This is a genomic window from Sphingomonas sp. S6 (genome assembly GCF_043498045.1).
Taxonomy (GTDB): Bacteria; Pseudomonadota; Alphaproteobacteria; order Sphingomonadales; family Sphingomonadaceae; genus Sphingomonas.
Window position 1 is genome coordinate 21,888 of the sequence record NZ_JBIEOE010000006.1, and the last position, 22,835, is coordinate 44,722.

At 68.3% G+C, this 22,835-nt stretch carries 17 protein-coding genes; 9 read left to right on the forward strand and 8 right to left on the reverse strand.

Going from position 1 to position 22,835, the window contains the following annotated elements; all coding sequences use genetic code 11:
* The first annotated feature begins 50 nt into the window (after window positions 1-50).
* Together rpsU and ACGVWT_RS11230 are read left to right on the forward strand one after the other, a co-directional pair.
* Window positions 51-257, forward strand: a complete 207-nt coding sequence (rpsU, locus tag ACGVWT_RS11225) for a 30S ribosomal protein S21 (RefSeq protein WP_017978269.1) — start codon at window positions 51-53, stop codon at window positions 255-257.
* A 109-nt stretch (window positions 258-366) separates the two neighbouring features.
* Window positions 367-954, forward strand: a complete 588-nt coding sequence (locus ACGVWT_RS11230; RefSeq protein ID WP_294282505.1) for an FKBP-type peptidyl-prolyl cis-trans isomerase — start codon at window positions 367-369, stop codon at window positions 952-954.
* Window positions 955-1,268: 314 nt separating this feature from the next.
* Here the strand turns inward: ACGVWT_RS11230 and ACGVWT_RS11235 are convergent, their stop codons facing one another.
* Genes ACGVWT_RS11235 through ACGVWT_RS11245 form a run of 3 tightly spaced genes read right to left on the reverse strand, consistent with a single transcriptional unit; the run spans window position 1,269 to window position 7,146 of the window.
* Window positions 1,269-2,690 (reverse strand): efflux transporter outer membrane subunit, encoded by a 1,422-nt coding sequence (locus ACGVWT_RS11235; RefSeq protein ID WP_315461956.1) that lies wholly within the window; start codon window positions 2,688-2,690, stop codon window positions 1,269-1,271.
* Window positions 2,687-5,887 carry a CusA/CzcA family heavy metal efflux RND transporter gene (locus ACGVWT_RS11240; protein ID WP_315461957.1) on the reverse strand — a complete coding sequence of 1,067 codons (3,201 nt, stop codon included), beginning with the start codon at window positions 5,885-5,887 and terminating at the stop codon, window positions 2,687-2,689. Before ACGVWT_RS11240 ends, ACGVWT_RS11235 begins: the two co-directional genes overlap by 4 nt.
* Complete coding sequence (locus ACGVWT_RS11245; protein WP_315461958.1) at window positions 5,884-7,146, reverse strand: efflux RND transporter periplasmic adaptor subunit; 1,263 nt, start codon at window positions 7,144-7,146, stop codon at window positions 5,884-5,886. The genes ACGVWT_RS11240 and ACGVWT_RS11245 overlap by 4 nt, the downstream gene beginning before the upstream one ends.
* A gap of 86 nt (window positions 7,147-7,232) precedes the next feature.
* Between ACGVWT_RS11245 and ACGVWT_RS11250 the strand changes: the two genes are divergently transcribed.
* The 5 genes from ACGVWT_RS11250 (at window position 7,233) to ACGVWT_RS11270 (ending at window position 14,436) form a co-directional block, all read left to right on the forward strand.
* The gene (locus tag ACGVWT_RS11250; protein ID WP_018251091.1) at window positions 7,233-7,907 is read left to right on the forward strand and encodes a response regulator transcription factor; all 675 of its coding nucleotides are present in this window, start codon (window positions 7,233-7,235) and stop codon (window positions 7,905-7,907) included.
* Entirely contained in the window at window positions 7,904-9,256 is a 1,353-nt protein-coding gene (locus ACGVWT_RS11255) for a HAMP domain-containing sensor histidine kinase (RefSeq protein ID WP_315461959.1), read from the forward strand. The genes ACGVWT_RS11250 and ACGVWT_RS11255 overlap by 4 nt, the downstream gene beginning before the upstream one ends.
* A 118-nt stretch (window positions 9,257-9,374) precedes the next feature.
* Entirely contained in the window at window positions 9,375-11,834 is a 2,460-nt protein-coding gene (locus tag ACGVWT_RS11260) for a PAS domain-containing protein (RefSeq protein ID WP_394426406.1), read from the forward strand.
* A gap of 60 nt (window positions 11,835-11,894) precedes the next feature.
* On the forward strand, window positions 11,895-13,199 hold the full coding sequence (gene pncB, locus ACGVWT_RS11265; protein ID WP_315461961.1) for a nicotinate phosphoribosyltransferase: 1,305 nt from the start codon (window positions 11,895-11,897) through the stop codon (window positions 13,197-13,199).
* A 103-nt stretch (window positions 13,200-13,302) separates the two neighbouring features.
* On the forward strand, window positions 13,303-14,436 hold the full coding sequence (locus ACGVWT_RS11270) for a diguanylate cyclase domain-containing protein (protein ID WP_315461962.1): 1,134 nt from the start codon (window positions 13,303-13,305) through the stop codon (window positions 14,434-14,436).
* Window positions 14,437-14,445: 9 nt separating this feature from the next.
* Here the strand turns inward: ACGVWT_RS11270 and ACGVWT_RS11275 are convergent, their stop codons facing one another.
* Window positions 14,446-15,600 (reverse strand): N-acetyltransferase, encoded by a 1,155-nt coding sequence (locus ACGVWT_RS11275; RefSeq protein ID WP_315462120.1) that lies wholly within the window; start codon window positions 15,598-15,600, stop codon window positions 14,446-14,448.
* Between the two features lie 142 nt (window positions 15,601-15,742).
* Between ACGVWT_RS11275 and ACGVWT_RS11280 the strand changes: the two genes are divergently transcribed.
* Together ACGVWT_RS11280 and ACGVWT_RS11285 are read left to right on the forward strand one after the other, a co-directional pair.
* Window positions 15,743-16,837, forward strand: coding sequence for a fatty acid desaturase (locus tag ACGVWT_RS11280; RefSeq protein ID WP_315461963.1), 1,095 nt, complete (start codon window positions 15,743-15,745; stop codon window positions 16,835-16,837).
* A gap of 48 nt (window positions 16,838-16,885) precedes the next feature.
* A complete protein-coding gene (locus ACGVWT_RS11285; protein WP_315461964.1) occupies window positions 16,886-17,410 on the forward strand; it encodes a hypothetical protein in 525 nt (174 codons plus the stop codon).
* 8 nt (window positions 17,411-17,418) lie between these two features.
* Here the strand turns inward: ACGVWT_RS11285 and ACGVWT_RS11290 are convergent, their stop codons facing one another.
* The 4 genes from ACGVWT_RS11290 to ACGVWT_RS11305 all read right to left on the reverse strand — a co-directional run bounded on the left by ACGVWT_RS11290 (window position 17,419) and on the right by ACGVWT_RS11305 (window position 22,825).
* Window positions 17,419-17,910 carry a hypothetical protein gene (locus ACGVWT_RS11290; protein WP_315461965.1) on the reverse strand — a complete coding sequence of 164 codons (492 nt, stop codon included), beginning with the start codon at window positions 17,908-17,910 and terminating at the stop codon, window positions 17,419-17,421.
* A 571-nt stretch (window positions 17,911-18,481) separates the two neighbouring features.
* Window positions 18,482-19,573 (reverse strand): LPS export ABC transporter permease LptG, encoded by a 1,092-nt coding sequence (lptG, locus tag ACGVWT_RS11295; protein ID WP_116460812.1) that lies wholly within the window; start codon window positions 19,571-19,573, stop codon window positions 18,482-18,484.
* The gene (gene lptF, locus ACGVWT_RS11300) at window positions 19,570-20,745 is read right to left on the reverse strand and encodes an LPS export ABC transporter permease LptF (protein ID WP_315461966.1); all 1,176 of its coding nucleotides are present in this window, start codon (window positions 20,743-20,745) and stop codon (window positions 19,570-19,572) included. The genes lptG and lptF overlap by 4 nt, the downstream gene beginning before the upstream one ends.
* Before the next feature lie 115 nt (window positions 20,746-20,860).
* The gene (locus ACGVWT_RS11305; protein ID WP_315461967.1) at window positions 20,861-22,825 is read right to left on the reverse strand and encodes an ATP-binding protein; all 1,965 of its coding nucleotides are present in this window, start codon (window positions 22,823-22,825) and stop codon (window positions 20,861-20,863) included.
* Window positions 22,826-22,835 lie beyond the last annotated feature (10 nt).

Sequence of the window (22,835 nt, forward strand, 5' to 3'; positions counted from 1 at the left end):
GACCCCTTGTCTGCGGCCGCATTAGCTATTGACCGGAGTGATTGGGTTTTATGCAGATCGTCGTCCGCGACAACAATGTCGACCAGGCTCTTCGCGCGCTCAAGAAGAAGCTGCAGCGTGAGGGTGTGTATCGCGAGATGAAGCTGCGCCGTCACTACGAGAAGCCGTCGGAAAAGCGCGCGCGCGAGCGTGCCGCTGCGGTCCGTCGCGCCCGCAAGCTCGAGCGCAAGCGCGCTGAGCGCGACGGCGCACGGTAAGTCATTGTAAAACCGCCGGTGTGCGTGTGCAGAACACGTGCGCCGGCGTGACTTTTGCGACTTTTGAACCGGTGACGGCCGGCCCGGCACCACAGCTCCAGGTGCTCTGATGTCCACCGTCACCGCCGTTCCGCTGCAGCCCGTCAAGCGCAGCTATCTCGTCTACCTCTGGGTCGGCATTGCGCTCGCCTGCATCGCGGCGTTCGCGCTCGCGCGCCAGGGCGACGACTTCCTGACCCGCAACGCCCGCGCCCGCGGCGTCGTCACCACCCCGTCGGGCCTTCAGTACAAGGTGCTGCAGCCCGGCGCGCCGGGTGCGCCCAAGCCGACCGATGCGGACGTCGCGCTGATCAACTATGAAGGCAAGCTGCTGAACGGCACCGTCTTCGAAAAGTCGCAGCAGCCGACGCCGCTGCCTGTTGCCGGCCTGGTCCCAGGTTTCACCGAAGCGCTGAAGCTGATGCCCAAGGGCGCGAAGTACCGCGTCTGGATCAAGCCCTCGCTCGGCTATGGTGCTGCGGACAAGGGGGCGATCCCGCCCAACTCGACGCTCGTCTTCGACATCGACCTGATCGACTTCCTGCCGGAAGCGGTGGTCCGCCAGATGCAGATGCAGGCCCAGCAGGGTGGCATGCCGGGCATGCCCGGCGCGATGCCCCCGGGTGCGGTCCCGCCAGGCGCGCAGCCCCGCCGCTGATCCGCTATCTCGACACGTAAAAAAGGCCGGCGCTGGTATCCCCAGCGCCGGCCTTTTTTGTTGGCGGTCGTCACCGGCTCCGTTCGCCTGAAGTCTGTCGACGAGCAGGTCGCGAACATGCCGTCATCCCAGCGAAGGCTGGGATATCCTCGTCAATGGGCGTGACGGCAGCCGAGCTAGACCCCAGCCTTCGCTGCGGTGACACGGCGATCGACCACGCAATCCATTCCCCATCCGTCATTGCGAGCGTAGCGAAGCACTCCAGGGCGTCCTGGCCCGACTCTGGACAGCTTCGCTCTGCCGCAGCGATGCAATCACCGGCCAGCGACAGGCCCACCGCTCGCCAGGAACAGCGCCACCGTATCGCTCAGCCGCGCACCCTTCGCCTGCACCAGCTGTGCGCGCGCCTGCGCATCGGCGGCGGTGGCGTTGAGCAGCACCAGCGAATCGACCCCGCCCAGCGCCAGCTGCCGGCGGGTGAAGGTCAGCGCGCGGTTCGACGCATCGCTCGCCCGCGTCGCGGCATCCAGCGCCACGCCATCGGTCGCAAGGCCGGTCAGCGCATCGGACACGTCGCCGAACGCGGTCAGCACCGCGGTGCGATATTGCGCCTTGGCGCCATCCAGCGCCGCCTCGGCCGCACGCTGCTGATGGCGCAGCGCGCCGGCGTGGAAGATCGGCTGGGTCAGCCCACCGATCAGCGTCCAGAACGGATTGCCGTCCTTGAACATGTCGCCGAAGCGCTGCGCCGATCCGCCCGCGGTGCCGCTGAGCGTGATCGAGGGCAGCCGCGCCGCGATCGCGGTCCGCACATCAGCGCCCGCGCCCTCCAGCTGCGCCGCCGCCGCGCGCACGTCCGGCCGCCGCGCGACGAGGTCGGAGGGGAGGACGGCGGGCAGGCTGGTCGGCAATTGCAGCGCCGCCAGCGTCGGCAGCTCGGGCAAAGGATCGCCCGCCGGCCGGCCGAGCAGCGCGGCGATGACGACGCGCTGGTGCGCTTCCTGCCGGACGAGCGGCGGCAACGCACCCTCCGCGGTGGCGAGCGCGGTCTGCTGTGTCGCAACGTCCGCCGCGCCGATCGCGCCCAGGCGCTGGCGTTGCAGCTGGCTCTTCAGGATGTCGCGATTGACCGCGATGGCGATCTGCGCCGCCTGCACCTGATCGGCCAGCACCGCGCGCTGGATGATCGCCTGCACCAGATTGGCGACGACGCTGGCGCGCGCGGCATCCAGCCGGTGGCGCTGCACCTCGGCCTGCGCACGCGCCGAACGGATCTTGGATCGCACCCCGCCGAACAGATCGACCGGATAGCTGACCGCGACCTGCGCCGTGTGCAGCGTGTACAGCTGCTGGTTCTGGTCGGCGACCGCGGGCGACAGCGCGTTGGAGACGCGGGTGCGCTCCGCCTGATAGCTGCCATCGATCTGCGGCAGGGCCTGTCCGCCCGCCGCGCCGGCCAGTTCGCGCGCCTGTCGCAACGCGGCATCGGCGACGGCGATGTCATTGTTGCGCGCCAGCGCTTCGCCGACGAGCGTGTTGAGCTGCGGACTGCCGAACGCCGTCCACCAGTCGGCGGCAACCGGCGCGGTGGTAAAGCCCTGCGCCGGCCCGGTCGCGGGGGCGATCGTGGCGGGTGTGGCGGCGGCAGGCAGGGGCGCATGCGCGTCGAGGTCGTGGACGGTACTCGCGCACGCCGCGGTCGAGCAGGCAAGCAGGATGACGAGGGTGCGGGTCATGCGAGGGCCTCCTCACCGGCAGCATCGGGGTCGGGGTGGGGATGGTGGCCGACGTCGCGGCCATGCGCCCCGCGATCCTCGGGCGGCACGCGCTTCGAGAAGCGGTCGATCAGCACCGGCAGGATCAGCAGGATCAGTACTGGCGCCAACGTCATGCCACCGACGACGACGAGCGCCAGCGGCTTTTGCACCTGGCTGCCGATGCCGTGCGACAGCGCTGCCGGCAGCAGGCCGATCGCGGCGACCAGACAGGTCATCACGACCGGGCGCAGGCTGTGGCGCACCGTGGTGGCGAGCGCCGTCTTGCGGTCGTGTCCTTCGTCGACGGCATTGTTGTACGTCGTCACGACGAGGATGCCGTCCATCACCGCGATGCCGAACAGCGCGACGAAGCCGATCGCGGACGAGATGCTGAACGCCGTGCCGGTCAAGGCCAGCGCCAGCACGCCCCCGACGACGGCCAGCGGGATCGCCGCAAAGGCGAGCAGGCTGTCGCGGATCGACCCGAAATTGGCGTAGAGTAGCAGCAGCATCAGCAACAGGCTGATCGGCACGACGATCTCGAGACGCGCGATGGCGTTGTTGAGATTGTCCAGCTCGCCCGCCCATTCCAGATGATAGCCGCTCGGCAGGTGCACGGTACGCTGGATGCGTGCCCGCGCCTCGTCCACCGCGCCGCCCAGATCGCGGCCGCGCACCGAGAATTTGATCGGGATGTAGCGTTCCTGATGCTCGCGATAGATGAACGACGCGCCGCTGGTCAGGTGGACGTTGGCGACCTCGGACAGTGGCACCTGGATCGTGGTGTTGCTGCCGTCGGTCGCGGGCGCGCCGATCGTGATGCGGCGGATCGCCTCGATCGAATCGCGCTGTTCGGACTTCAGCCGAACGATGATCGGGAAGTGGCGGTCGGTGCCGGCCTCGTACAGGTCGGCGGTCGAGCTGCCGCCGATCGCCGCGGCGACTGTCTGGTTCACGTCGTCGGGCGTCAGGCCATAACGCGCAGCCTTGGCGCGATCGACATCGACGCGCACGGTCGGCTGGCCCAGCGACTGGAACACGCCCAGATCCTCGATGCCGCGGACCTTGCTCATCTGGTCCTTGATCTGGTCCGCGTATTTTTCCAGCGTCGGCAAATCGGGGCCGAACAGCTTGATCGAATTGGCGCCCTTCACGCCGGATGCGGCCTCTTCGACGTTATCCTCGATATATTGCGAGAACGAGAAATCGACGCCGGGGAAGCGCTGTTGCAGCTTCTTCGACAATTCCTCGGTCAGCGTTTCCTTGGTCACGCCGCGCGGCCAGCTGTCGAAGGGCTTCAACGGCACGAAGAATTCGGCGTTGAAGAACCCGGTCGAATCGGTGCCGTCGTCGGGGCGGCCCTGCGCCGACAGGACCGACTGGACCTCCGGGTATTTCATGATGATCCGCCGCACCTCGTTGACGACCGGCTGGCCGCCTTCGAGGCTGATTGACGCAGGCAGCGTCGCGCGGATGTACATATTGCCTTCTTCGAGGTGCGGCAGGAATTCGATGCCGAGCGAGCGCACACCGACAACGGCGACCAGCAGCATCAGCATCGCACCACCCAATGCGATCACCCGGTTGCCCAGCGCGAAGGCGGCGGCGGGTTCGTAGACGCGGCGCAGCCGGCCGACGATGAACGTCTCCACCTCGGACAATTTGTCCGGCAGCAGCAGCGTCGCCAGCACCGGCGCGACGGTGAAGGTCGCGATCAGGCCACCGGTGATGGCATAGGCATAGGTCTTGGCCATCGGGCCGAAGATATGGCCCTCGACGCCGGTCAGCGTGAACAGCGGCAGGAAGCTTGCGATGATGATCGCGGCGGCGAAGAAGATGCCGCGGCTGACCTCGCTCGACGCGCCCAGCACCGCCGAGAAGCGGTTGGCGAGGGTGAAATGGCCCTTCCCATTTTCGACGTGCGCCGATCGCTCCACCATGTGGCGGAAGATGTTCTCGACCATGATGACGCTGGCATCGACCACCAGGCCGAAATCGAGCGCGCCGACCGACAACAGGTTCGCGCTTTCCCCCTGCAACACCAGGATCAGGATTGCGAAGGCGAGCGCGAAGGGGATGGTGGCGGCGACGATGATCGCACTGCGCAAATTGCCCAGGAACAGCCATTGCAGCGCGAAGATCAGGATGATGCCGACCACCATGTTCTCGAGCACGGTGTGGATGGTCAGGTTGATCAGGTCCGACCGGTCGTAGATGCGCTGCAACTGCACGCCCGGCGGCAGGATGCCGGAGGCGTTGATGTCCGCCACTTCCTTCTGCACCGCCTTGATCGTGGGCATCGACTGGGCGCCGCGCTGCATCAGCACGATGCCCTGCACGATATCGTCCTGGTCGTTGTAGCCGGCGACGCCCAGCCGCGGGCTGTTACCGATCGTGACATGCGCCACGTCCTTCAGCAGGATCGGCTGGCCGTTGGCGCTGCCCACCAGCACGTTCTCGATGCCGCTGACCGACTGGATCAAGCCGACGCCGCGAACGATCGCGGCCTGGCTGCCGAAGTTGATCGTCTGGCCGCCGACGTTGCCGTCGCTCTTGGCGATCGCCTGCAGGACCTGGCTGACGGTGACATTGTGTGCGGCGAGCCGGTCGTTGTCGATCACCACGTCATAGGCGCGCAGCTTGCCGCCCCAGCCGGTGACATCGATCACGCCCGGAATGCGCTTGAACCGGCGTTGCAGCACCCAGTCCTGCAACGTCTTCAGATCCATCACCGAATAGCCCTTGGGCGCGGTGAGTTTGTAGCGGAAGATCTCGCCCACCGGGCTGGTCGGCGACAGCGTCGGCTGCGCCCCGCCGGTCAGCGGCGGCAGCTGCGACAGACGGTTGATGACCTGCTGCTTGGCCTGTTCGTTGGTGTAATCATAGCTGAACTGGATCTTGATGTCGGACAGGCCGAACAGGCTGATCGCACGGATCGCGGTCAGGTGCGGGATGCCCGCCATCTGTACCTCGATCGGGATGGTGACGTTGCGCTCCATCTCCTCCGCGGACAGCCCTTGCGTCTGCGTGATGACCTCGACCATCGGCGGTACGGGGTCCGGATAGGCCTCGATATTCAGGTTGATGAAGCCGATGACGCCGGCGAGCAGCATCGTGACGAAGACGCCGACGATGAGCAGCCGCTGGCGCAGCGCGAAGGCGACGATGCGGTTCATTCGCCCAGACCCGCTTCGTTGACGAACAGCGCGCCCGCCGTGACGATGCGCTCGCCCGGTTGCAGGCCGGAGGTGATCGTGACCTTGCCGTCCTGTGCGTCGCCGGTGGTGACATTGCGCGAGACGAGCAGACCGTCGGGGCGCACGACCCAGACGCGCGCATTGTCGCCTTCATGGATCACCGCGACCGCGGGCACGACGATGGCCTTGGTCGAGGTGGCGCGGTGGATCGCGAAGCTCGCGAACATCTGCGGCTTCAGCGCGCCGTCGGGGTTGGCGATCGCGGCACGCACCGGCAGGCGGTGCGTCACGGGATCAAGCGCGGCGCCGACCAGATCGATGCGCGCGGTGAACTGGCGGCCGGGCAGGGCGGGGGTGGTCACCGTCGCGGCATCGCCGACATGGATCGACGCGGCCTGCGTTTCGGGCACCTGCGCGACCAGCCAGACGCGCGAGGGGTCGGTGATCGTCATCACCGGCTTGTCGCCGCCCTGCGTCACATATTGGCCGGGCGCCACGTCGCGCGAGGCGACGAGGCCGCTGATCGGCGCATGCAGGGTGGTGACGTCATGGATGCCGGTGACTTCGCCGACGCCCTCCAGCCGGTTGATCTCGCCCGGCGACTTGCCGAGCACCGCGAGCTTGTCGCGCGCCGCGCCCAGGGCTGCGGCGTTGGTGCGCGCGGTCGCCTGCGCCGCGGCGAGGTCGGCCTGGGCCTGCTGATAATCCTTCAGCGCGCCGCCGGCGGTTTCGTAGATCTGCTTCTGCCGTTCCGCGGTCCGCTGTGCCGTCGCGAGTTGGGCCTGCGCATTCTGATACGCCGCACGTGCCGCGAACAGGCCGCTGCGCGCGTCCACGAAGTCGGTGGTCCGCACCAGCATCAGCGCCTGGCCCCGGCCGACGCGCTGGCCCGCATCGACCAGCACGCGCACGACCTGCCCCGAATAGGGCATGACGACCGGCGTGCTGCGATCGCCATCGACGGTGATCGCGCCGCTGGCCAGCGTCGCCGCGTCCGACAGCGAATCGCCGACGCGCATCGTCGTCAGCGCGGCCATCTGTTCGGCGCTGGGGCGGAAAGTGCCCGGCGGCGAGGCGGGCGGCGGCGCCTCGTCGTGATGCGTCAATTTACCGATCAGCGAGACGAGCAGACCGATGCCGACCAGCACCGCCGCGGCGATCCCCAGCCACCGCCATTGCGCCGAACGACCCAGGGTCGTGGCGGGGGGAAGCGTCTCCGGGGTGTCGGTGGCGTGCATGGTGCGTCTCGCAGGCAATGAGGCTGGAGCCGGTAGGCCGGCTCGCTTACAGAATGCTGACAAATGCTGCGGCGCGAAAGGGTCCGATGCGGATTTTGTTGGTGGAGGACGATCGCGGACTGGCCGATGCGCTGACGGCGGCGATGGTGCAGCGCGGGCTGACGGTCGACCTCGCCACCGATGCGGAGGAGGCGGAGGCGTATCTGGCGACCGCAGGCCATGCCGCGGTGTTGCTCGATCTCGGCCTGCCCGACGACGACGGCCTCGCGGTGCTGCGCCGCATGCGCGCGCGGGGCAATACCTGTCCGGTGCTGGTGCTCACCGCGCGCGGCGGCGTCGACGTACGCATCCGCGGCCTGAACGACGGTGCCGACGATATCCTGGTCAAGCCGTTCGACCCGGACGAGCTGCACGCACGCATCCTCGCGGTGTTGCGCCGGCAGGGCGGCTATCTCGGCAATGCGCTGGCGTGCGGGGCGTTGCGGTTCGACGTGGATACGCGCGTCGCCTGGGTGGGAGAGCAGCGGCTGACGCTCTCCGCACGCGAAACCGAATTGCTCGACCTGCTGCTGCGCCGCCTGGGCAAGGTGGTGCCCAAGCGCCTGGTCGAGGATCATCTGTTCGGCGTCGGCGGCGATCTCGGCTCGAACGCGGTCGAGGTCTATGTCCACCGCCTGCGCAAGCGGCTGGACGATGCGGGCAGCGGCGTGCGGATCGAGACGGTGCGCGGCGTCGGCTATCTCCTCCGCCCGGCGACATGAGCAAGGGCTGGCACCTGCGCCTGCCGCGCTCGCTGTTCGGGCAGGTGGCGCTGCTCTACGGCGCGACGGCGCTCGCCGCCGCGATCCTGCTGCCCTTCGGCACGGCGATGCTGCTCCACCAGATCGCGGGCCAATATCAGCGCGTGATGCTGGAACGGCAGGCGGATGCGGTGGCGATGCTGCTGCCCGGCGACCGGCCGCATCGCGCGGTGCGCGCGGTGGACCTGCTGGCGGGCGGACTGACGCTCGCGGTCGTCGATCGCTCGCGCCACGTGCTCGCCGAACGCGGGCCCGCGCGGCCCGAACTGGTGACGGGGATCGCCCTCGATTCGCGCACCCGGCACGTCCGCCGCGGTGCGCTCGCCGCGGTCAGCCGTCCGGTCGGCGGCCGCTGGGTCGTGGTGTCGCAGGATGCCGCCGCGCCGGAGGTGGTGACCGACGATATCGTCCGCACCTTCCTGTCGCGCTTCGTCTGGCTGCTGCTGCCGGTGACGCTCATCGTGCCGCTGGTCGGCGCGTGGATGGCCCGGCGGCTGACCCGGCGGATGAGCGCGGTCTCGACGATCGCCGCCGACATCGGCCCGCGCACGCTTGATCGCCGCCTGCCGCAGGGCACGTTGCCCGCCGAGGTCGAGCCGCTGGCGATCGCGACCAATGCCGCGCTCGATCGCCTCGAACAGTCGTTCGTCACCCAGGCCGCCTTTGCCGCCGACGTCGCGCATGAACTGCGCACGCCGCTGTCGGTCATCCGCCTGCGCGCCGACGGCGTCGCCGATCCCGCGGTGCGCACCGCACTGCTCGCCGAGGTGGATCGCGCCGCGCATGTCATCGCCCAGCTGCTCGCGCTCGCCGACCTCGAACGCCCGCCAGAGGATGCCGGCACGCCGGTCGACCTGCTCGCGCTCGCCGAACAGGTCGTCGCCGACCGCGCGCCGATGGTCATCGACGCAGGCTATCGCATCGCGCTGGAGGATCGCGCGCCGACGCCGGTCCGCGGCTATGCGCACGCCATCCAGCTCGCGGTCGAAAACCTCATCGAGAATGTCCTGCGCCACACCCCGCCGGGCACCGGCATCACCGTTGCAGTCGGCCCCGGCGCGCAGGTGAGCGTCTCCGACGACGGACCGCCGATCGACCCCGCTACGCTGGCGCAGATGACGCGGCGCTTCTGGCGCGGCAGCGCGACGCGCAGCGGCGGCAGTGGCCTCGGCCTCTCGATCGTCGCACGGGTCGCCGCGGCGCACGATGGCGCGCTCCACCTGTCGGCCGGGGCGAACGGCCATGGCCTCCGCGCGCAATTGACGCTGGAACGCGCCGACATCGGTGGCGCCGGCGAACGGCCCCGCTGACCGCATGATGGATAGCGCTTGCCCTTCAAAGCGTTAAAGCGGACCCTCAGAACTTCTGCGATGCAACGGCGTTGTGCGTGCGGTTCGGAAGGCAGGCGCCTTCGAGGATGAGGGTCGAGTGAGGCATTCGGGGTCAGAGGCGCAACCGGCCGGACAGCTGGCGGCGATGTATGCGGCATCGTCGGTCGGGCTAGCGATCCTCGATCCCGATCTGCGCTATGTCTGGGTGGACGATCGGTTCGCGCGGCTCAGCGGCGTGTCGGTCGCCGATCATATCGGGCGCACCGTGGGCGAGATCACGCCCGACCGCGCCGACCCTGCCGTGGCGCTCGCCGCACGGGTGCTGGCGGGCGAAACGGTCAAGGGGCTCGAGATGACCGGCCCCGACGGCACCAGCGTGTGGCGGCAGAACTGGCTGCCGATCCGCGACGGCGCGGGCCAGCTCACCGGTATCGGCGTGTCGGTGCAGGATGTGACGGAGGAACGTCGCGCCGAACGCGCCATCGCCACGCTCAACCGGATCAACACCGCGCTCGCGGCCGAACACGACCTCGAACGGCTGGTGCAGATGGTCACCGATGCCGGGGTCGAGCTGACCGGCGCGTCGGTCGGCGCCTTCTTCCATAACGTGATGGACGACAGCGGCGAACGACTGCACCTGTTCACGCTGTCGGGCGGCGATCGCGGCGACTTCATCCGTCTGGGCCGCCCGCGCGGCACCAATGTGCTGGGCCCGATCTTCCGCAACGAGGTGATCCGGTCGGACAACATCACCCGCGATCCCCGCTACGGCGCCAACGCCCCCTTTGCCGGCATGCCGCCGGGCCACCCAGAGGTGACGAGCTACCTCGCCGTGCCGGTGGTGTCGCGGCACGGGCAGGTGCTGGGCGGCCTGCTGTTCGGCCACCCCCATGCCGATCGCTTTTCGCAGCGTCACGAGGACCTGATCCTCGGTCTCGCCGCGCAGGCGGCGGTGGCGATCGAGAATGCGCGCCTGCTCGCCGCGGTCCAGTCCGCCAACGAACGGCTCGAACGGCGGGTCGAGGAACGCACCGCCGAGCGCGACCGCGTCTGGAACCTCTCGCGCGACCTTCTCGTCGTGGTCGAACCCGATGGCCGGTTCCGGTCGGTCAACCCCGCCTGGACCGCGCTGCTCGGCCATTCGCAGCACGATGTGGCGGGGCGACCCGTCACGGATTTCATCCACCCCGACGATATCGCCATGACCCAGGCGGCGCTCGCCGCGGCGGCGTCCGGCGCGGACGTACCGGTGGTCGAAAACCGCTATATCGCCCATGACGGATCGCTGCGGTGCATTTCCTGGCTGACCTCGACCGAAGGCGGCCTGATCTACGGTTCGGGCCGCGACGTGACGGAGGCGCGGCGGAAGGACGAGGCGCTCCAACGCACGGAAGAGGCGCTGCGGCAAAGCCAGAAGATGGAGGCGATCGGCCAGCTGACCGGCGGCGTCGCGCACGATTTCAACAATCTGCTGACGCCGATCCTCGGCGGTCTCGACTTCCTGCGCCGCAAGCTCCCCGACGGCGACCGCGGTCTCCGCCTGCTCGACAGCGCGATCCAGTCCGCCGAGCGGGCCAGCACCTTGGTGCAGCGCCTGCTCGCCTTCGCGCGGCGCCAACCACTGCAGCCCGATGCGGTCGATCTGGTCGCGCTGACGCAGGACATGGCGGCGCTGCTCACGACGACGGTCGGCCCGCAGATCCAGCTGGTCATCGACGCGCCCGAACGGCTGCTGCCGGCGATTGCCGATCGCAACCAGGTGGAAATGGCGCTGCTCAACCTCGCGGTGAACGCGCGCGACGCGATGCCCACGGGCGGTGTGATGCGTGTCGCGCTCGGCCAGCGGCATCTGGCGGAGGCGGAGCACCCGCTCGCGCCCGGCGACTATGTCTTTCTTAGCGTCTCTGACACGGGCCACGGCATGGACGCCGCCACGCTCGCCCGCGCGATCGAGCCGTTCTTCTCCACCAAGGGCGTCGGCCGCGGCACGGGTCTGGGCCTGTCGATGGTCCATGGTCTCGCAAGCCAGCTCGGCGGCACGTTCCGGCTCGCCAGCACGCCGGGGGCAGGGACCGTCGCCGAACTGTGGCTGCCGGCCAGCCTCGTGTCCGTCGCGCCCGTTCCCGACGCGACCGGCGCGGCGCCGGTGCATGGCGCGGGCTGCGTCTTGCTGGTCGACGACGAGGGTGCGGTGCGGGCCGCGGCGGCGCAGATGCTGCACGATATCGGCTATCGCGTGGTCGAGGCCGATAGTGCGGACGCCGCGCTGCGCCTGATCCACGAGGGCCTGTCGCCCGACCTCATCGTCTCGGACCATCTGATGCCCGGCATGACCGGCACCGAATTGGCGCGCCGCCTGCGCGCGGACCGCCCGGACCTCGGCGTGCTGATCGTCTCGGGCTATGCCGATGTCGAGACGCTCTCGCCCGATCTCGCCCACCTTTCCAAGCCGTTCCGGGAGGCCGACCTCGCGGCGGCGCTGGCGGGTCCCAAGGTGTTCGCCACCCCGGTGCGCGGGGCCGAGCCTGGCGTGGAGGCCGCGTCCTCGCTTCTGTGACGCCGCACGGCGATCGGCTACATCCGGTCGTTTAATACCTTTCGCGCTTCAGGATTTCCCATGCCCGTCACCGATATCGCCACGCGCGTCTACAATCACGGATGGCGGCTGGACCCGGTGGTGCGCAGCCTGCTCGACACCGATTTCTACAAATTGCTGATGCTGCAGCTCATCTGGCAGCGGCATGCCGACGTGCAGGCGACCTTCGCGCTGATCAACCGCACCACGTCGGTGCGCCTGGGCGAGGTGATCGACGAACGCGAGCTGCGCGAACAGCTCGATCATGCCCGGTCGCTGCGCTTTTCGAAGCGCGAACTGATCTGGCTCGCCGGCAACAGCTTCTACGGTAAGCAGCGGATGTTCGCGCCCGATTTCCTCGCCTGGCTCGCCGACTTCCGCCTGCCTGATTACGAGCTGCGCACCATCGACGGCCAGTTCGAACTCCATTTCGAAGGGCCTTGGACGCACACGACGATGTGGGAAATTCCGGCGCTCGCCATCGTCAACGAACTGCGTTCGCGCGCCGCGCTGAAGGGCAGGGGGCGGTTCGAACTCGATATCCTCTACGCCCGCGCCAAGGCCAAGCTGTGGGACAAGGTGGAGCGGTTGCGCGCCATCCCCGACCTCGTTCTGTCGGACTTCGGCACGCGGCGGCGTCACGGCTTTCTGTGGCAGCGCTGGTGTGTCGAGGCGGTGAAGGAGGGGCTGGGCAGCCGCTTCATCGGCACCTCGAACGTCCTGCTGGCGATGGACAATGATCTGGAGGCGATCGGCACCAACGCGCACGAACTGCCGATGGTGCTGGCGGCGCTGGCGGGTGACGATGCCGGGGTCGCCGCCGCGCCGTATCGCGTGCTGGAGGAATGGCGTGCGCATTACGACGGCAATCTGCTGATCGCACTGCCCGACGCCTTTGGCACCGCGGCCTTCCTGCGGCATGCCCCCAACTGGCTGGCCGACTGGACCGGCTTCCGCCCCGATTCGATGCCGCCGATCGAGGGGGGCGAACAGATCATGGCCTGGTGGCAGGCACATGGCGTCGATCCGCGTCAGCGGCTGCTGATCTTCTCGGACGGTATGGACGTCGACAGTATCGAAGCGACCGCGCGCCATTTCCGCGGCCGGGTGCGGACCAGCTTCGGCTGGGGCACCAACCTGACCAACGACTTCCGCGGCTGCGACCCTGAGGGCGGCCATGCGCTGGAGCCCATCTCGCTGGTCGCGAAGGTCATCGCGGCCAACGGCCGCCCGGCGGTGAAACTGTCGGACAATCCCGCCAAGGCGACCGGCGATCCCGCTGAAATCGCGCGGTACCGCCGCATCTTCGGCGACGAGGGCCGGCCGGCGCGCAGCGTCACGGTGTGACGCCGCCTTCCCGTTGCCGCGGTCGCGACCGATCGAGATTGGTCCGTTTTGCACAAAATGTTAACATGCGCGGCCCATAAGCTCCGCCGGAACGGAGTTGATTGTGTCGGTCATCGGGACATTCCTGCGCAGGGCAGAGCGGGCGTTCGATCGCGCGCTGGGTGTCCCCCACCATGATGCGGCTCTGCGTGCCGATCTGATCGACACGATGATGCTGCGCCCCTTGGGCGTGCTGACCGCAAGCCTCGGCTTTCTGCTGATGAGCGCGTCGGCCTGCTGGTTCGCGCGGACCGGCTGGGCCTTTGCATGGCTGATCGCCGACCTCGTCCTGCTCAAGGCGCGCGTCGTGCCGGCGTGGATCGCGTGGCGGACCAACCGACGCGTTCCCTATCGCACCGCCCGCATCATCATCCTGCTGGCCAGCGTGATGTTCGCGACCTTCGGCGTCGGCTGCGCGTTCAGCTTCGCGACCGGAATCCAGGAATTGCAGCTGGCCGCGACGATGGCGGTCATGGCGCTGTTCACCGGCCTTGCCATTCGCTGGGCCGCGCTGCCGCGGCTGAGCATTGCGATGCACGTCATCGTGGGCGCGCCGATGGCCTGCGCGCTCGCCGGGATCAACGCCTTCGTGTTCCTGCTGTTCGCGGTGCTTGCGATCGGGTCGATCGTGCTGACCGTCCAGAACAATCGCACGTTGCTGGCGGTCCTCGCCGCCAAGCGTCAGGCGCAGCAACTCGCGCGTACCGACGTGCTGACGCAGCTGGTCAACCGCGCCGGCCTGGATATCGAGCTCGAACGCCTGGCGGCCACCAGCACCCGATCCGTGTCACTGCTGTTCCTCGACCTCGACGGGTTCAAGGGCATCAACGATCATTATGGCCACGCCGCCGGCGACCGGGTGCTCGTGGAGATCGGCGCGCGCCTGCGCGCGGTCGCCGGCGAAAAGGTGGTGGCGCGGCTCGGCGGCGACGAGTTCGTGATCGTCCTGCCCGATGCCGGCGCCCAGTCGGCGGAGGCCATGGCCGCCGCCGCGCGCCACGCCATCACCCATCCGATCCATCTGCGCGACCAAGGCGCCCTGGTCAGCGTCGGCGTCAGCCTCGGCTGTGCGAGTGGCTCGCTCGCGGTCGATGGCGCTGCCCGGCTGCTCGCCGATGCCGACGCCGCGCTCTATGCCGCCAAGCGGCGCCGCCATCGGCAGGCCGCCCGCCCGGCCGCGCCGCGCAACGCGGCCTGACGCTGCCGTCTACAGCGTCTTTTCGTAGACGGTGTAGGTCTTGTTGACCCGGCTCTGGATCGTCTCGGCGATCGATCGCATCCCCTGATTGTCCTCCAGGATCCAGCCGATCTCGCCGCGGCTCGCGCCATAGCGCTCCACCGATGCGCGGCGGATATATTCGATCATCATGAAGGCGAGCTGGCTCGCCATCCGCGACGATTGCAGCTCTTTCACCACGCCCATCAGCGGCACGCGCATCGTGCGCACCTTGGGATGGCGCAGCCACAGCAACAGCTTCGCCCAGCCGAACGGCAGCAGCGATCCGTTCAGCGGCTTGATCGCTTCGTTGAGGTCGGGAAGCGTGATCATGAACGCCACCGGCTTGCCGTCCAGTTCGGCGATGCGGATCAGGTCGTTGAACACGATCGGCTTCAGCTTGACGCCCACGTCCTTGATCTCGGGCGGGGTGAGGGGGACGAAGCCCCAATTGTCGCTCCACGCATCGTTCAGGATGGCGAGGATGATCGCCGCCTCTTCCTCGAACTTGCGCTTGTCCACCTCGCGCACGACGATGCGCGGATTGTTCTCGCCCGATTTGATGATCCGTTTGACGATCGGCGGGAATTCCTGGGTGATATCCAGCTCGTAGGTGAAGAGCTGCTTGGCCGTCGTATAGCCGGCACGCTCGATCCACCCCTGATAGTCTGGCTTGGCATGGCCCATCATGATTGTCGGCGCATGGTCGAAACCCTGCACCAGCAGACCCGGCTCTTCCCAGATCGACTGCGAGATCGGTCCCAGCGCACGCGTGATGCCCTGCGCGCGCAACCAGTCCTCGGCCTTGGCGAGCAGCGCGATGAAGATATCCTCGCGCTCGGCATCCATCAGGCCCCATTGGCCGACGCCGGGGCCGAAGCCCTGCACCGCCGGCATGGTCAGCGCCAGCGTATCGATATGCGCGGAGATGCGCCCGACCACGCGGCCGCCCTCGCGCGCCAGGAACAATTGCGCCTTGGCATGGCTGTACCAGCCGTTCTTCTCGGGCGTGATCAGGCCCAGCGCCTCGCCCTTCAGCGGCGGCACCCAGTGGGGATCGTCCTTGTACAGCCGGAACGGCAGGTCGACGAACGCCTTGCGGTCGCTCTTGCTGGTGACGGGCGTAATCGTCAGGTCGCTCAAGATAGGCCTCCCATTTGGAACGCGATCTAGCACGTCGGGCAACGGGGTCGAGTGACGATTCCGTCATCTGTGATCGAGAGGATGCGGCGTCCCACGCCTGTAAATGCCACGCTGTCGCCACTATCTACGGGCAATGGACCACGCCATGGAAAGCTCGCTGACCCTTTCGCGCAACCCCGCTCCGGCGGCGGCCGCCGCGCGGACCCCGCGCCCGCGGATTGCCGACGACAAGGCGATGCTGCGCGCCGCTGCCGAACTGACGCGCGACCTGATCGCGCCGCGCCCCGGCATCTACTGGGCCGATCTAATCGCCTCTGCGGTGATCGGCTACGGTGCGCTGGCGGTCGCGGTGACGGTGCAGGGCACCGGCTGGGTCGTGCTTGCTGCGGTGGTATCGGCGCTGGCGCTGTACCGCGCGCTCAGCTTCATCCACGAAGTCAGCCACATGAAGCACAGCGCCTTGCCGCGCTTCCGCGGTGGCTGGAATGCGCTGGTGGGCGTGCCGATGCTCACGCCCAGCTTCATGTACGAAGGCGTGCATAACCTGCACCATGCCAAGACGCGCTATGGCACGTCGGAAGACCCCGAATATCTGCCGCTCGCGCTGATGAAGCCGTGGACGCTGCCCGCGTTCGTCGTCATCTCCGCGCTGGCGCCGATCGGTCTTTTGATCCGCTATGCGATCCTGTCGCCGGTTTCGCTGCTGTCGCCCAAGCTGCGCACGACGATCGTCGAACGCTATTCGGCGCTGGCGATCAACCCGTCCTTCCGCCGTCGCGCGCCGGAGGGTGAGGCGAAGGTGCTGTGGAACCGCGTCGAAACCGCCGCCAGCGTCTGGGCGATTGCGATCGTCACGCTGACCGCGACCGGCGTCTTCTCGCTGCGTGGCGTGCTGATCGCGCTGGCGATCGGCTCGGGCGTCGCGGTGGTCAATCAGGTGCGCACCCTCGTCGCGCATCTGTGGGAAAATGACGGCGAGCCGATGAGCGTCACCGCGCAATATCTCGACTCGGTCAACGTGCCCCCGCCCGCGCTGCTGCCCGCGCTGTGGGCGCCGGTCGGCCTGCGCTACCATGCGCTGCACCACCTGCTGCCCAGCTTGCCCTACCACTCGCTGGGCGAGGCGCACCGCCGCATCACCGCCGCGCTGGAGCAGGATTCGCCTTATCACAAGGCGAGCTATGCCGGCCTGCCGGGCTTGGTGAACAAGATCGTGCGGAGCACTTTCGTCGCCCGCTAATCCGGCGTAGGTTGATACGATCGGGGCAGATCGAGGGGGAATGGCCGCATGAGCATCGTGTTGGCCATGGCCCTGCTTGCCGAAGCGGTCACCGCAACGCCGAACCCGCTGCCGAAGGGCACCGTCACGGTCGCCATACGTGCTAACGACGATGAGGTGGCGGCCTTCACCGAAACCGTGGCATCGTCGCTGTCCGCCGCTGACTTCCTCGTGCTGCCGCCAGCCGGGCCGAGCCGCTATCAGGCCCGCGTCACGATCGATCGCGATATCCGTGGCCTCGTCACCGCGCCCGCACCGGTGGCGGGGCCCGACGTCAGCGTCGGCAATTGGGGCACAGGCGTCCGGATCAGCCTGCCGACCCGCAAACAGGATCTGCGACCCCTGGTCGTGACGCGCATGACGCTGACCCTCGTCGACGTACGCAGCGATCGCACCCTATGGACGGGCACCGCGGTCACGACGCAGGTCGGTGGCACGGCCGCCGACGATCCGCACGCGCTCGGCACGAAGCTCGCCGACGCGCTGGTGGTGCGCATGCCCGCTCTTTTGGAAGGTGCGCTGTCGATCCCCTGACCGGCGGATCACCCCATCTGATCGAACAGGCTCGGCATGGTGCCACTCGTCTGCGCGGCTAGCGTCGCGGCGGCATCGCGCGTGCGCTCGCTCCACCCGCGCGCCTGGCGCTCCTCGCTGCTCATCGCATCATACTGCGTCACCAGCGTTTGGCTGTAGGCCGCGAAGCTGCCGCCGTGGATCGCGCCCGTCGCGCCCTCCCGCTCGCGCGACTGAAGCGCGGCCTTGGCGGCGCTCACCTCGGTCCGTGAAAAGCCGCCGCCCTGGTTGAGCGCGATCGCCGCCAGCGCCCGGCCCGACAGCTCATCCAGCTTGGGCGTCGCCGTCTTGCCAGCGCTCTTATACTGGGCGTCCAGCGTTGCGCGCACCTCGTTGGACAGCGCGGTAAAATCCTTCTTGGCGTCGGCGATCTGCGCCGCGGCGCGCCTGGCCGGAAGCGAGATCGTCGCCACGTCGCCCGTCGTCGTACCGCTCGCCGTCGCGGTCTTGCCCGTCGGCATGGCGGACGTCGTTGTGGCTGTCGCTGGCGTGGAGGCGCGGGTGGCCATCCCATAGCGCGACGCCAGCTGCGCCCTCATCAACGCCGCGGCGCTGGTCCCGGTCAGATTCGCCACGCTCGGCCCCCATCATCCGCAGTCGCGCCAAGAAGGCGACCTCGACGACCGACGGTAATCCATCATGGTTAACGAACGATATGACGGCGGCCGTGTTGGATCGGCGGTCAGACTGTCGTGTGAGATTGGCGACCTAACCATTTGATCCCAGGGTTGAATGTAGGCGCCGCGCATTTGGCGCTGTCCTACACGCTGCCCATTTGCCAAACCGTTGGACGCTCTTTCTCATCCCTTCTGCACCGCCCGATCGTCATCCCAGCGAAGGCTGGGATCTCTGCATTATGGCATGCAGCAGGACCCGCAGGAGACCCCAGCCTTCGCTGGGGTGTCGTCGTCAGTCGTCCGGCTTGGACCCAAACCTGAGTCGCCCGGCCCACACACGGGCGATCATCACCATTCCGGAAACGATCGGGTCAGAGCGTTTCCGTTAAGGTGTTCATGTTGTCTATCTTCGCGCTTATTCCTCGGTGCGGATCAGCACCGCCTCGCCGATCAGCAGGAACAACAGGAACGGCGCCCAGGCGGCTAGGAAGGGCGGATAGGCACCCAGGTTGCCCATCGCCAACGCGAAATTGTCCGCGACGAAATAGGCGAAGCCCAGCGCCATCCCGATCACCGCGCGCACGAACAGCTGGCCCGATCGCGCGATACCGAACGCCGCGACCGCGCCCAGCAACGGCATCAGCACCGCCGAGAGGGGGCCGGAGAACTTATGCCACAGCGTGCCCTCCAGCGACTTGGTCGGCCGCCCCGCATCGCGCAGGTCGCCGATCGCGGCATTGAGCTGCGTAAAGTCCAGTCCGTCGGGATTGACGTTGCCCAGCGTGAACTGGTCGGGGCGCACATCGCCGGCGATCGTCACCTGGCCCAGCGACTGGAGCTTGCCGCTCGCCACGTCGAAGCGCGTCGCCGGCTCGATGTCCCAGCCGTTCGCCACGCGATGGCCGTGCGGCGCGGTGATGATCGCTTCCAGCCGCCCGGCGGTACGATCGTAGACGGTGATGTTGCCCAGCCGCGTGCTGGCGCCCCGTCCGCGCACTTGCTGCACCGCGATCAGGTCGTCGCCATCGCGCACCCAGACGTTGGTGCGCTCGCCCCGGTCGATCGGCAGCGCGCCGTAATCGACGTCCTTCCACTGATCGAGCGTCGCGGTCGCGCGCGTCACGATCCGCTCGTTGAACACGAAGCTCACCGCCGCGACGCCCAGGCTCGCGACCAGCAGCGGCGCCAGCACCTGATGTGCCGACAGGCCCGCAGCTTTCAGCGCAATGACCTCGCTGTTCTGGTTCATCGTGATTAGCGTCAGGATCGTGCCGAGCAGCACCGAAAAGGGCAGCAGGAACGCGATGATCTGTGGCGCGCGCAGCGTCACATACGTCCACACCTGCGCCTGCGTGTTGCCCGGATGCGCCAGGATCGATCCCGATTCGCTCAACAGATCGAGCGTCTGCAGGATCAGCAGCAGCGCGGCGAGCAGCCCGAAGGTGCGCACCAGGAACATCCGCCCCATGTAGATGGCGACGGTGCGCGAAGGGAAGAAGCTGCTCATGCCGCCACTCCCTTCTTGCGACCCCGGCCGGGCAGGTAGCGGGTGATCGCCTTCCCGATCTTGCCGAACGCGCGCTCGATCGCACCGATCGGCTGGCCGCCGGGGACATAGGCGATCTGGTAATACATCCAGATGATCAGGCCGGCGAAGATCAGGAACGGCACCCACAGCGCGATCAGCGGGTCGATCCGCCCCAGCTCGCCGATCGACGCGGCATATTCGTTCACCTTGTGGTACGCGACGATCATCACGATCGCCAGGAACACGCCGACGCCCGAGCTCGATCGCTTCGGCGGCACGCCCAGCGCCACCGCGAGTAGTGGCAGCAGGAACATCGTCGCCACCTCGACCAGGCGGAAATGGAATTCCGACCGGCTGCTGTCGCGCTGCTCCTCGCTCGACGAACTATGGCCAAGCTTGGCGAGTTCGGGCAGCGTGAACTCCAGATTGCGCCCCCCGCGCTGACGGAAATTCTCGTAGCGGGGCAGGGGGATGGGCAGATCGTGGCTGGTGAAGGTCAGCACGCGCGGCACGGTGAAATTGGGCGCCTTGTGCACCAGCGTGCCGTTGGTCAGGCGGAAGATGATCGTGTTGGGATCGTCCGTCGCCAGGAACTGGCCCGACTGCGCCGTCACCGAATAGGTCGTGCCCTTGTCGCTATAGCGCACGAAGATGCCGTCCAGCTTGCGCCCACTGTCGTGGCTCTGCTCGATGCGCAGCGTCATGCGGTCGCCGAAATGGGTGAACTCGCCCACCTTGATCGACGCGCCCAGCGCGCCCGTGCGCAGTTCGAAGCGCAGCTGCTCGTAATAATAGCGGGCCTTGGGCTGGACGAAGCCGACGATCGCGATGTTGAGCGCGGCGAGGATCAGCGCATACATGAACGGCACGCGCAGCAGCCGCGAATAGCTGACGCCGACCGCACGCAGCACGTCCAGCTCGGAATTGGCGGCAAGCCGGCGGAAGGCGAGCAGGATGCCGAGCAGCAGCCCGATCGGAATGCCCAGGCCGAGATATTCGGGCAGCAGGTTGGCCAGCATCCGCCACACGACGCTGATCGGCCCGCCTTCGGTCGCGACGAAGTCGAACAGTCGCCGGATGCGGTCCAGCACCAGCAGCATGGCGGCGATCGTCAGCGTCGAAAACAACGGCAACGCGATCAGCCGGGCCATGTAACGATCGAGGGAAGTCATGCTGAACGAAGGCTCGCGCCGGGGAAAGGAGCCAAGGCTATAAGCGGGAAGGCGGGGCACGTCAGCCCCCGGCGACAGCCTGCGTCGCCGTCCGTCACTCCGCGGCGATCTGGTGCGGCGGGGCGGGGCGATCGCCTTGCGCCATGGCGGTCGCGATCGCGCGCTCCAGCCCGCCCAGCGTGAACGGCTTGCGCAGCACCTGATGGTGGCCGAACTCGCTGGCATTCGCCTCGCCGGCAAAGCCGGTGACGAACAGCACGGCGATATGCGGATAAGCGGGGCCGATCTCCGCGATCAGCTCAGGCCCCGTCTGCCCCGGCATCAGCACGTCGGAGATGATCAGGTCGATCCCCGCGTGGCTAGCCAGCAGTCCCGCCGCCTTGGTCGGCGCGTCGCAGGCGATGGCGTGGTGGCCCAGCTCGTCGAGCGCCCCCATGGTCGCCATCAGCACGCGCGGATCGTCCTCGACGACCAGCACATGCAATCCCTCCGGCGCGACCGCCGGCGCCGGCGGGGTCGCGGCCACTATGGTCGCCTCGGCCTGCGGCTGCTGCCGGTCGCGCGGCAGGTACAGCGTCACGGTGGTGCCCTCGCCCGGCGCGGTGTCGATCGCGATCGCGCCACCCAGCTGCTGCACCAGGGCGAAGATCTGGCTGAGGCCCAGCCCCGTGCCCTTGCCCGCGGCCTTGGTGGTGAAGAAGGGTTCGTAGACGCGCTCGACCACCTCGGGCGTCATGCCTTCGCCGGTGTCGGCCACCGCGATCGTCACGTAATCGCCCGCCGCACAATGATCGACCTGGTGCTCGTCCAGCGTCACCGCGCCGGTCGCGATGGCCAGCTCGCCCCGGCCATGCATCGCGTCGCGCGCGTTGACCGCGAGGTTCAGGATCGCATTCTCCAGCTGCACGCGGTCAGCGCGCACCTGCCAACCCCCGGCGGTATCGCGCGTCGTGACGGTGATGCCGTCGCCCAGCGTCCGGTCGATCAGCTCCGACATGCCCGACACCAGTTGTGCCGCCGCGATCGGTTCGGGCTTCAGCGATTCCTCGCGGCTGAACGCGAGCAGCCGCCGGGTCAGCGCCGCCGCACGATTGGCGCCATCGGCGGCATTGTCCAGGTGACGCGCCGCCGTGTCGGGATCGCTGGCAAGCGACCGCCGGGCGAGCTCCAGCCCACCCAGAACCACCGCGAGCATATTGTTGAAATCGTGCGCGATGCCGCCGGTCAGCTGCCCGACCGCGTCCATCTTCTGCGCCTGCCGCAGCTTGGCTTCCTGCACGCGCAGTTCGTCGGTCGCCTGCCGCACCGCGTTCGCCAACGCCTCGGCCCGTTCGCGCGCGGCATCGGCATCGGCCCGCGCCAGCGCCCGCTCGCCGATCGCGCGCACCGTCAACCAGCCGAGCACCACCGCGCCGATCACGATCAGCCCGCCGAACACGGCCAGCACGCCCGCGATCCGGCTCGACCGGTCGACGGTGCGCATGGCATCCGCGGTGCGCGCATCAAGCAGCGCACGCTCGCCCTCGATGATCTCGTCCAGCGTCCGGTCGATCGCTGCCAGCGTCGGCGACTGGCGCGCCTTGTAATAGCGGGCGAGCGCCTGAGCGTTTTTGCCATAAGTGGTGCTGAGCGCGGTCAGCGACAGCTCCTCGCCGCGCTGCTGGTACGCCTCGCGCAGCCGCGCCACCCGCGCGCTCTGCTCGCCAGTCTCGCGCGTCAGCCCTTCCAGCTTGTTGAGCTGCGTGCCCGCCAGCCGCCACTGGTCGTAATAGAGCTGGCCCAGCTCCTGCTCGGCCTTGCCACTGATGACGTAGCGGCCCAGCGACGCCTCCGATCGGGCGATCGTGCCCGACAAGGTGCGGGCCAGGATCATCACGTCATAGCTGTGCGCCTGCGCCGCAAGCGCGCGGTCGCGCTGGCGGTTCGCCTCGCCCAGCGTCACGATCAGCGCGACGAGCACCGCCGCGCCGAGCAGTCCCATCACGACCAGCGTGACGGTCCGCCACGCCGCATTGCGTTCGGAATCCCCCCCCGGGGCCATCTCGGCGCCGTCCCGCATCACGGCAGCG